The 10,683-nt window shown below is 64.5% G+C and carries 10 protein-coding genes; 6 read left to right on the forward strand and 4 right to left on the reverse strand.

Annotated features, from left to right (window positions below):
• A partial coding sequence (locus tag DQW06_RS16615) for a nitronate monooxygenase (RefSeq protein WP_117198874.1) occupies window positions 1–981 on the forward strand: 981 nt, incomplete at its 5' end.
• Between the two features lie 96 nt (window positions 982–1,077).
• Here DQW06_RS16615 and DQW06_RS16620 read toward each other — a convergent pair.
• Both DQW06_RS16620 and DQW06_RS16625 read right to left on the reverse strand, forming a co-directional pair.
• Window positions 1,078–1,362 (reverse strand): DUF1540 domain-containing protein, encoded by a 285-nt coding sequence (locus DQW06_RS16620; protein WP_047871199.1) that lies wholly within the window; start codon window positions 1,360–1,362, stop codon window positions 1,078–1,080.
• A 463-nt stretch (window positions 1,363–1,825) separates the two neighbouring features.
• A complete protein-coding gene (locus DQW06_RS16625) occupies window positions 1,826–2,605 on the reverse strand; it encodes an Eco29kI family restriction endonuclease (protein ID WP_198662466.1) in 780 nt (259 codons plus the stop codon).
• 193 nt (window positions 2,606–2,798) lie between these two features.
• Here DQW06_RS16625 and DQW06_RS16630 point away from each other — a divergent pair, with 193 nt between their 5' ends.
• Both DQW06_RS16630 and DQW06_RS29910 read left to right on the forward strand, forming a co-directional pair.
• Window positions 2,799–4,151 (forward strand): DNA cytosine methyltransferase, encoded by a 1,353-nt coding sequence (locus DQW06_RS16630; RefSeq protein ID WP_117198876.1) that lies wholly within the window; start codon window positions 2,799–2,801, stop codon window positions 4,149–4,151.
• Between the two features lie 40 nt (window positions 4,152–4,191).
• A complete protein-coding gene (locus DQW06_RS29910) occupies window positions 4,192–4,929 on the forward strand; it encodes a very short patch repair endonuclease (protein WP_198662468.1) in 738 nt (245 codons plus the stop codon).
• Between the two features lie 233 nt (window positions 4,930–5,162).
• On the opposite strand, the gene DQW06_RS16640 is transcribed toward DQW06_RS29910, so the two are convergent.
• Both DQW06_RS16640 and DQW06_RS16645 read right to left on the reverse strand, forming a co-directional pair.
• The gene (locus DQW06_RS16640) at window positions 5,163–5,516 is read right to left on the reverse strand and encodes a DUF397 domain-containing protein (RefSeq protein ID WP_117198878.1); all 354 of its coding nucleotides are present in this window, start codon (window positions 5,514–5,516) and stop codon (window positions 5,163–5,165) included.
• Complete coding sequence (locus DQW06_RS16645; protein WP_117198879.1) at window positions 5,513–6,379, reverse strand: helix-turn-helix transcriptional regulator; 867 nt, start codon at window positions 6,377–6,379, stop codon at window positions 5,513–5,515. The genes DQW06_RS16640 and DQW06_RS16645 overlap by 4 nt, the downstream gene beginning before the upstream one ends.
• Before the next feature lie 381 nt (window positions 6,380–6,760).
• Between DQW06_RS16645 and DQW06_RS16650 the strand changes: the two genes are divergently transcribed.
• From DQW06_RS16650 to DQW06_RS16660, 3 genes are all read left to right on the forward strand, one after another.
• Window positions 6,761–7,198, forward strand: coding sequence for an ATP-binding protein (locus tag DQW06_RS16650; RefSeq protein ID WP_117198880.1), 438 nt, complete (start codon window positions 6,761–6,763; stop codon window positions 7,196–7,198).
• Window positions 7,199–7,345: 147 nt separating this feature from the next.
• On the forward strand, window positions 7,346–7,810 hold the full coding sequence (locus tag DQW06_RS16655) for a hypothetical protein (RefSeq protein ID WP_117198881.1): 465 nt from the start codon (window positions 7,346–7,348) through the stop codon (window positions 7,808–7,810).
• Between the two features lie 266 nt (window positions 7,811–8,076).
• Complete coding sequence (locus DQW06_RS16660) at window positions 8,077–10,641, forward strand: penicillin acylase family protein (RefSeq protein ID WP_198662467.1); 2,565 nt, start codon at window positions 8,077–8,079, stop codon at window positions 10,639–10,641.
• Window positions 10,642–10,683 lie beyond the last annotated feature (42 nt).

Consider the following 10,683-nt stretch of genomic DNA (forward strand, 5'->3'; position numbering starts at 1 on the left):
GGCGGGGCCGCCACGCCCGCGCTGGTGGCGGCCGTGGCGGGAGCGGGTGGAACGGGTTTCCTCGCCGCCGGGTACCTGGCCCCCGAGGTCCTCGCCGACCAGCTCGGGGCGGTGCGCGACGCCGGGGTCGGCGCGTTCGGGGTGAACGTGTTCGTGCCGGGCCCGCCCTCCGACCCCGACGTGGCGGCGTCCTACCGTTGCGACCTGGAGTCCGAGGCCGAGCGGTACGGGACGCCGGTCGGCGCCCCGGTGCACGACGACGACGCGTGGGCGGCCAAGATCGACCTGCTGGCGCGGGCGGCCGTGCCGGTGGTGAGCTTCACCTTCGGCTGCCCGGAGGCCGCCGTGTTGGAGCGGCTGCGCGCGGCGGGCAGTGCCACGGTGGTCACCGTGACCACGGTCGGGGAGGCGCGCGAGGCCGTGGCCCGCGGAGCCGACGGGGTGTGCGCGCAGGGTACGGAGGCCGGGGGCCACCGCGGCGCGTTCGACCCGGTCGGGAACGGAGGTCTGCCGCTGCGGGAGCTGCTGGCGGACGTGGTCGGCGCGGTGGAGGTACCGGTGATCGCCGCCGGGGGGATCATGACCGGGGCCGACGTGGCCGGGGCCCTGGACGCGGGTGCCGCCGCCGCGCAGCTGGGCACGGCGTTCCTGCGCTGTCCCGAGAGCGGCGCCAACCCGGTCCACAAGGCCGCGCTGGCCGATCCCGCGTACACCGGGACGGCCGTGACGTGGGCTTTCACCGGCCGTCCGGCGCGGGGCCTGGCCAACAGGTTCATCGCCGAGCACCCGCGGAGGCCCTTCGCCTACCCCGAGATCCACCACATGACGAAGCCGCTGCGCGCGGCCGCCGCCCGGGCCGGAGACCCCGGCGGCATGGCGCTGTGGGCGGGAGAGGGGTTCCGGGCGGCCAGCGACGATCCCGCGGCGCTGGTCGTGGAGCGGTTGCGCCGCGAGGCCGCGGAGGCGGGCCGGAAGGTCTGAGGGACAGCGGGGAAGGACCCGGACACCGGGCCGGAACGCGGAGCGGCCCCGGGCGTGGCGCCCGGGGCCGCGGAGTGAGCCGGTGCGCGGCGCCGTTCAGGCGGGCGCGTAGGTGAGGCAGTCGGCCTGCTGGTGCACGTACCCGACGGAGATGGCCGGGGCCTGGCACTCCAGCTGGACGTTGTGTTCGCAGTTCGACATCTTGCAGGCGCCGACCTGGCCCGTGGCGACGGGGTCGCCGCCTTGGTCACCAGCGTCGAAGAAGGTGTCGCACTGGGCGTGGGAGGAGTTTCCCACGGTGATGGCCAGTGCGTGGCAGGAGTGGTCGGTGTTGTAGGCGCAGGCGTCCACCTGGCACGAGTTCACCACGGGCATGTCCATCGCGTTTCCCCCAAAGCATCGACGGCGCGTTCGAGGCTGTCAGACGGGACGCCCGGCTTCCAGGACACCGCCTCGTGTCACCGCGAGCGGGACGGAGTGTTGACGAAGACTTGGCGCGGAGGCGACCCGGAGCACGGTCCGGCCGTGCTGCCCGCGCCCCATCAACGCATCCAGTTGGCGGTCACATACCATCCCGTTCGGCGGCCCAATCTGGTTCCGGGCGGTCCGCCGTACCGAATCGCGGTTGTCCACAGGAAGACGGATGGTCGGTCGCGTCAACCGTCCACGCTCTACTCTGGAACAAGGCGATGCTGTCTGTTAATACTTACCGCCCAGGCTCGCTCCGGAACTCAAAATCGAGCGAGCCATAGGGTGGCCCTGGAACACTCACATCCGACTCTAAACCTGCCCCATTCTGATTATGTCGTTCGCGAAGAACTAGTGCCGCAAAAAATAAAAGACGCTAGTCTTCCTCATCACGACCATCCTCCTCAGGGATTTCACTTTGATCTTGATCAACCTGAGGAATCACCTCTTGGATACCACCATCTCGATAGTATCGCCATGCGCTCGGATAGTTTCGATTCCTATCGGGATACATAATGACATAGCCGTGCAGTACAGCAATCTGCCATTTTTCGGAAAGCGACTGACCAATCATGCTAAGTACATCACTAGCACTGAGGTCACTTTCCTTCAAGGCGACTTCAACATCACCCATGGATCCCAGATCCTTTACCGCATAACGAAAGTTATACGGGAGCTCCTTTTTGAACTTAGCCAGCAACTTACGCAGGGGAATTATGCCCGACTCAAAGCCATGCACAGCGCAACCGAGATCGATAGGATACTGAAAATCAAAATGATTCACCTTGATCACCGTTTCGTCTCTTCTGCGACCAGGATCATTATTGCCAAAACCGTTAGTGTTCCAAGGTACTCCACCCAGCTCCCTATAGGTTGCGATAAGGAGCTTTTCGGGGGCCACTGCCGGAAAGTCTTCATCAACATAAAGGCAAGTGAACTTCATCTCTTCGATAGAAATGTTCTGGCGGCCAGAAATTTTTCGAAAATGCTTTGCGATCCGCTGAGGAAGATTTTTGTCGGCCTTCCCCACATAAACGAAGTTATCGTTGTGGTATAGCTGGTAAATACCACCTCGGCGCTCCAGCTCTTCGATCCGGTCTATAGAAAGAGAGACTGGTTCCAACTCCGCGAGAGCTTGGGCAAGCTGATCCTTCAACGCCTTAGTGATACTGAGCCTGAAGTCTGCCCGGTGAGAGGACCCATCCTTCGATTCCGGCTGCCGTTTCATCTACACCCCTACTCTTACTCACCTGTCCATGTGGATGATCTCAGACACCCTCGAGAGATCATCGGATCCCCAGTCTGCCCGATCGGCTCCGAGTGCGCTTGCTCCGCGGTATGCTTCTACCATGACTGAACAGCACGAAGATATATCCAGGACACGCACCAGCGTTGAGCTTTTCGCAGGTGGCGGAGGCCTAGCCATGGCGGTCCACCAGGCTGGCTTCCGTCCACTTCTGTTCAATGAGTTCAATGCTCGCGCTTGTGAAACGCTCGAAGCGATCGCGATGAAGACCCTCGGCCATGATGGCATCGCCCTCACACAGGACCGGAAGCCGAGCGCTCCAGCGCCTGGCGAACCCGCTCCTTTGTATCCGGGCGATGTACAGGAGCTGGACCTCAGTGGACTTCACGGAAAAGTGGATGTACTCGCTGGGGGTCCCCCTTGCCAACCATTCAGTGCTGGGGGTGTCGCGAAGGGTGATGAAGACAAGCGGAACATGTTCCCGGCCATGTTCAAGGCAGTCCGCCAGATGCAGCCCAAGGCTGTCATTTGCGAGAACGTAAGAGGGCTACTCCGGCCATCCTTCAGTGAATACTTCAGATATATCCAGCGAGAGCTGGAACTCCCATTCGTCGAACGCGAAGAAAGTGACCGTTGGCAGGTTCATAACGCCCAGCTCGAACGTCTCATAGCACAGCGCCCAGCTAATGACAGAGATGACCAACGCTACCATGTCATTCAAGTAGCTGTTAATGCCGCCGATTACGGTGTTCCGCAAATCCGACACCGAGTTGTGCTTGTGGCCTTCCGCGCTGACCTCGGCGTAGACATCGAATCTTTCAAGAAGTATGTCAAAACTCCACAGTTTTCATCTGCTGCACTGTATAGGTCAATGAAAGATGACAACGGTGCCTACTGGCAACGCCACCCCAACGTTCCAGGACACGTCCGTGAGCGTGTACAGGCCAGTCTTCCGAAAATCATCGAGGAAGATGATTGTGCCCCGTGGCGGACTCTTCGCGACGCTATTCAAGGGAATGGGACAGATACCGTGTTGCCTACACTTCCTCCCATTGACCTGAACAAACTCGACCGGAAAACTGAGCAAGCAGCGCACCTTGGCATCTCCGATCACATCGGCTGGCCATCGGCGCGCATCTACAAGGGGCATACTCCAAACGAACTCGACCGTCCCGCCAAGACGGTTAAGGCAGGTGTTCATGGTGTACCCGGTGGAGAGTCAGTTATGCTACTCGACAAACTCGTGCGCGACTCAAGCGCTGAGAGTGGGTGGCGCTATGAGCATCGATACATGACCGTACGTGAAACAGCACGCGTGATGACATTTCCTGATGAGTGGCAGGGCGCGGGCCCGCGTGGAGAAAAAATGCGGCAATTGGGGAATGCCGTTCCAGTTACTCTCGGAAAGTTCTTCGCTAAAGCAGTCACAGAAGCTTTGAATAGCGCGGGACACTGAGCGGAAAATGAATTCGCAGCAAAGCACTTGGAATGAAAAAATGCCTCCCGAGCGAGCTTACAAGCGCTCCAGAGGTATATCACCTACAGCCGAGCAGGACCGTGCTGCTGGCGGGCGTCATCGAAGGATAGTGGCTCTCGATGACGGCCACCTCGCGCGAGCATCTGTAGCGCTTAGGATTTACAAAAAAACTCGGCGAATCCGAGCGGTATTGCGCTGGTCGGAAAAAGGGAAGTCTCCCGAGATATATCTTGGAGAAGTATCGCATAGCACACGCCAAGCGAACCTACGTGAAGCATGGAAGCGCGCTTGGGAACGGGGCCTGCTGACCGAAGAGCCCCTTCCTCCTTGGTCTAAATCGTCTTCCCATGCGACTCGCGCTGTCATGATCGCTAACCGCGGTAGAGATACAAAACCAGAGCTTGCCCTGCGCTCCGCACTCCACTCGAAAGGCTTGCGATACCGAGTCGATAAAAGCCCCATAAAGGGAATGCGGCGCAGGGCCGACATTGTTTTCCCCAAGGAAAAATTGGCCGTTTTTGTAGATGGATGCTTCTGGCATGGATGCCCTCAACATATGCGTCCAGCGAAAAAAAATGCGAAATTCTGGCAAGCGAAAATTGAGGACAACAGAGCTCGTGACGCCAACACCAATGAAACCTTAAGCGCGGCGGGATGGACAGTCGCTCGCTTCTGGGAGCATGAAGACCCCCGGGAAGCCGCAGAAAGCATAGAATCGACTCTTCTCCTATTGCGCCCTAAATCTAATCAGAAATAGGAAAAATAAAACAGTAGCATACAAGTCGAAAGCAAGAATATATTTCGAATAAATAATTCACCGGAAATGCGCTTTTAAAGCGTTTTTTCTCAGTGCCCTCGCACCTTTTTAAGGCCTTGGTCCATCTGCACGAAGCGCAGTCGTCTGAGCGATGGAGCAAGGCAAGGGTCCCGAGAGCTGAGGAAACCTTCCGCACCGGGCGCAAACCACTGACCGATCCCGTTCAGTACTGTCTATATGGAGACGGGAACGCCACGTGGGTGTTCGCCCTTCAGTTCACCGGCCAGGGCGCCCGCGTGGAAGGCGTCCCATTCGGCCTTGGTATAGGTCAGGATGGGGGAGTTGGGGATGGCGGTGTCGGTGAGGGTGAAGCCGCCGTCAGGGAGGAACACGGCGCGCAGGCGTCTGAAGATGGTTCCTCCTGTCGCGACCTGGTCGAGGAAGTACTCCCAGTCGGCGTGGGGGACGGTGAGCGTGGGCCCGGCGGGGTTCTTGGTGTCCCCGATCTCGATCACGCCGCCTCGCAACGAACGGACCTGGACACAAGTCGCCCCCGTGCTGCTGTAGCTCGACTTCGTCCATTTCATCGTGACTCCTCCAGAACCGCCGTGATCATTGAGGCCGACTGTACCGGGGAGAGCGCGGCGGACTGGATCTGGTCGTAGGTCGCCTTGTAGGCCGCCAGGTCGGTGACGCCCTCGACGTAGGTGTTCATTCCTCGGCTGTCGATGTAGACCACAGGTGGCAGGTGGACCCCGGCGTCGAGGATGGCGAAGGCTCCGTCCAGTCCCGCGTGGGCGCCCGCCGATTCGGGGATGACCTGGACGTTGATGTTCGGCTTCTGGCCCATCGTGAGCAGGTGGCGCAGCTGGTCGTCGCGTGTCTGTCTGTCCCCGATGACGCGGCGGAGCGCGTACTCCTCCACTATCGACCACAGTTGCAGGGGTTCGTTCTCCCGACGCAGGGCGCGCTGTCGTTCCATGCGCAGTTGGACCAGGTGCTTCACTTGGTCGGGGAGGAGTAGCGGGTTCGCGGAGATCAGGGCGTGGGCGTACTCGGGGGTCTGTAGAAGACCGGGGATCAGATACGGGTGCCAGTCCTTGATGCCGACCGCGATCTCTTCGAGCCCCAAGTACCTCTCGAAGTTCTTGCCCGGTAGCTCCTGTTCGAAGGTGTTGGTGCGGTTGCGCCGTGGCCTGCGGGACTGTGCTCCGAGTTCGAGCAGGGTGGGGCGCACGTCCTCGCTGACCTTGAGCACCTCGAAGAACAGGTGGAGGTCGGCTTTGGTGATGGGGGCCTGACCGCGCTCGATCTTGGAGAGCTTAGCGGCTCCAAAACCCATCTCCTTGGCGACCTCGGCCCCACTCATGCCGACTTCGTTTCGCAGTTGCTGTAGGGCCTTGCCGAGGAGAAGGCGGCTGGCGATCGGGCCGTGCTGCTCCTGCGGCATGGGGTGGATCCTCCCTCAGCGGTGTGCGTGTTCAACCAGTATCCCGCCCGTGGGTATCCACGAGCCCCATTCAAAGATATTTCCTGGAAACAGTTGCCAGGAAATTTCCTTTAGAGCATCATCGAGGGAGTGCACGGTGTACCCGGGTCATCACTTTCGGTGCCGTGGTCTTCGTGCGGGTGGTCACGGGCGCTGGAGCGGGGACGACCCCGCTCTGGACTTCGTCTCTGAGGAGGTACAGGTATGAGGAGTTCGAACGGCTCACCCCTGGGCTGGCCCTCGGCTGAGGGTCGTGGGTACAACATTCCGCGACCGAGGCGGTCGGTGGAGGCGATGAGAGGCGAGTTGCCACGTCGGTGTGGAACAGGAGCTGGGACCGGGGTGCGCACGGCGTTCTTCGGGTCCGAGGTGACCCAGGCGGCGCAGATCCGCAGCTGGTGCCAGCGAGGTGCGCGAGTGCAGGCACACCTGGCCTTTCCCCTGGTGCTCGTGGTCAGTGAGCTGGTGACCAACGCCTGGCTGCACACCGCATCCGGGGCTCCCGGTGGCCGGGTGAAGATCCAGATGCGGCATCTTCCCGCCCGTCTCATCCACCTGGCGGTCACCGACGACGGCCCGCGACCGGAACGGCCCGCATGCCTGCCCCGCCTGTCACCGCACAGCGACGACTTTCGCGTCGGTGGACGAGGTCTGCGCCTGGTGGACCGCCTGTCCGTGCGGTGGGGCTGGACTGGCGAGCTCGGAACACCCCTGACGGTATGGGCACACATCGACCCCTACGCGCCCGTCTCTGACCACGACGGCACCGTCGCGGTCTGAGAAAACACCGCCACCGGAGCGGGAGACACCGCCTCGCCGGAGCCCAGGACACCCGTCCCAAAGCAACAGGAAGCAAAGTGCCCCGACCGGTGCGCCAACACCGGGCCGGGGCTCGATCAACCACCTGAACCAACCAGGAGGAAGACCGTGGAAAACCCTACCGGCCGACACCGCAGGCCCCGCCAGAGCCTGGCCGGACGCGTGTGGGCGCTGACCGCCGCCGTGCTGGCCGTAGCCCTGGCCTACGTGTTCGTCCCCCAGCGCCCCCGCCGCGAGAGGGTCGCGCTCACGCCGCCGCCCCGGCGCCGGGAGCTACCGCCCACGCCCCTGACCAGCGAGCGACGTGCCCACGCGCAGCGCGGCTCCCAGCTCACACGAGCGCTCGCCCCTCACACCGATGGGATCCGCGTCCCCCTTCCCCGTCCCCGCGACGACGAGGACTCCGGCGCGCTGGTCCGCCCCTACATGCCCCCGCTTCCCAGCGTGCCGGGCGGCGACCTGCTGGCCGATCCCATCCAACCGGTCCAGCTCGCCCAGCCCGCCCATGAGCCGACCGACGACCTCGCGGACCTGGCCGCCGTCATACGCGTCTACCTCGACACGGTCGGCTGAGTCCCGCGGGAGCATGTCACGAGCGGCGTCCACCACGGGCACCGCCCGGTGCCGCGCGGCGGGCACGACCTGTGCCGCGCGGCGGACACGACCGGTTGCGGACAGCACGGATCCCACCGGGCGACTGTCCGCTTCTGACCAGGTGGTTCGTGTCAGCCGACGTTCGGCCCCCCCGTCACCTACCAGTTGGTAACAATTGGGTCCGTGCGGCACTCCGGCCCTGGAGACTGTGACCGCGGACACCCTAGGGTTCCGCTATGGGTGTAATGCGTAAGCGTGTCCTTGTTCGCGTACTTCTGGGCTTCCTCGCCGCGGTCGTGGTGCTGGCCCTGGTCGGCGCGCTCCTGGGGATATGGACCGTCCGGAGGTCGTTCCCGGAGACATCGGGAGAACTCCCGCTCCCGGGGCTGGAGTCCTCCGTCACCGTGCTGCGCGACGAGCACGGCGTCCCCCACGTCTACGCGGACAACACCCACGACCTGTTCATGGCGCAGGGCTTCACGCACGCCCAGGACCGCTTCTGGGAGATGGACTTCCGCCGCCACGTCACGGCCGGGCGCACCGCCGAACTGTTCGGCCCCGACCAGGTGGACACCGACGTCTACCTGCGCACCATGGGCTGGCGGCACGTGGCCGAGCAGGAGTACGAGCTGCTCGCCCCGGAGACGCAGGCCCACCTCGACTCCTACGCGGCCGGGGTCAACGCCTGGCTGGCCGAGAACGACGGCACCAAGGCCAGCCTGGAGTACGGGCTGCTCTCCGTGCTCAACGGCGGCCACGAGATCGAGGAGTGGACGCCGGTCGACAGCCTCGCCTGGCTCAAGGCCATGGCCTGGGACCTGGGCGGCAACATGACGGAGGAGACCGAGCGCGCCCAGCTGCTCGACGCCGGGATGACCCGCGAGCAGATCGAGGAGCTGTACCCGGCCTACCCCCACGAGGAGCACCTGCCCATCACCGACACCGACGAGCACGGTCAGGCCGGGGCCGACGGGGAGTCCGGGGGTTCCGAGGGCTCCGACGAGGCTGACCTGCGGGAGGCCGACGAACGGCGCGCCCCCGAGCTGCCGGAGGAGGCCGTCACCGCGCTGACCGGGGTGGCCGCCACCGCGGCGTCACTGCCCTCGATGCTCGGTCCCAGCACCAGCCCCGACCTTGGGTCCAACTCGTGGGTGGTCGGAGGCGAGCACACCGAGAGCGGGCTGCCCCTCCTCGCCAACGACCCCCACCTGGGCGCGTCGATGCCCTCCACCTGGTACCAGATCGGCCTGCACTGCACCGAGCTCACCGAGGCGTGCCCCTACGACGTCAGCGGCTTCAGCTTCTCCGGCCTGCCCGGCGTGATCATCGGGCAGAACGAGTCGATCGCCTGGGGGTTCACCAACCTCAACCCCGACGTCATGGACCTGTACGTGGAACGGATCGAGGGCGACGGCTACGTGGTCGACGGCCGGACCCGGCCGCTGGAGACCCGTGAGGAGACCGTCCGGGTCGCGGGCGGCGAGGACGTCGACATCGTCGTGCGCTCCACCCACCACGGGCCGCTGCTGTCCGACACCGCCGCGGGCGCGAACCTGGAGGCGCTGGCGGAGGAACCGGAGCTGGAGGGCGCGGAGGAGGGCGAGTACGCCGTCGCCCTGCGGTGGACCGCGCTCCAGCCGGGCAGGACCGCGGACTCGATCTTCGCGCTGAACCGGGCCCGGGACTGGGACGACTTCCGTGAGGCGGCCAGCCGGTTCGAGGCCCCCGCGCAGAACCTCGTCTACGCGGACGAGGAGGGGAACATCGGCTACCAGGCCCCCGGCCTGGTGCCGGTGCGCGGCGAGGGCGACGGCCGCTACCCGGCGCCCGGCTGGGACTCCGCCTACGACTGGGGGGAGTACCTCCCCTTCGAGGAGCTGCCGAGCGTGTACAACCCCGAGTCGGGCGTCATCGTCACCGCCAACCAGTCGGTCGTGGACGCCGACTACGAGCACATGCTCACCGGTGACTGGGACTACGGGTACCGGTCCCAGCGGATCAACGACCTGCTCACCGAGGCGATCGGCGAGGGGCCGGTGACCGGTGAGGACATGTCGCGCATCCACATGGACTCCTTCCACGGCGGCGCGGTCGGGGTCGTGCCGCACCTGTTGGAGGCGGACGTCGACGGGGTCACGGCCCGGGCCCAGGAACAGCTGCGGGAGTGGGACCTGTTCACCGGGACCGACTCCGCCGGGGCCGCGTTCTACCAGGCCACCTGGCGCCACCTGCTGCCGCTGCTGTTCGACGAACTGGAGCCGCTGACCATGAGCGGCAGCTCGCGCGGGATGTACGTGGTGGGTCGGCTGCTGGAGGACCCCGATTCGGACTGGTGGCGGGGCACCGAGGCCAGCGGGCGCGAGGAGGTGCTGGCCGCGGCGATGGACGCCGCCGCCCAGGAGCTGACCGAGCTGCTGGGAGGGGACCCCGCCGACTGGCGCTGGGGGGACCTGCACACCCTGACCGCGACCCACGAGTCGTTCGGAACGTCGGGCATCGGTCCGGTCGAGTGGCTGTTCAACCGGGGCCCGGTGGAGAGCTCGGGCGGGGCCAGCATCGTCAACGCCACGGGCTGGGACCCGACCGCGGGGTACGCGATCACGGCGGTGCCGTCGATGCGGATGGTGGTGGACCTGGCCGACCGCGACGCGTCGACCTGGGTCCACCTGACCGGCAACTCCGGACACGCCTTCCACCCCAACTACGACGACCAGCTGGAGCCGTGGAGCCGGGGTGAGACCCTGCCGTTCGCGGTCACCGAGGAGGCCGTGCGCGCGGCCGCCACGGACGAACTGGTCCTCAACCCGTAGAGGAAGTCGTCCGGAGTTGCCGGTCAGGTGGACCCAGGTCGA

The organism is Nocardiopsis sp. TNDT3 (genome assembly GCF_003427465.1).
Taxonomy (GTDB): domain Bacteria; phylum Actinomycetota; class Actinomycetes; order Streptosporangiales; family Streptosporangiaceae; genus Nocardiopsis; species Nocardiopsis dassonvillei.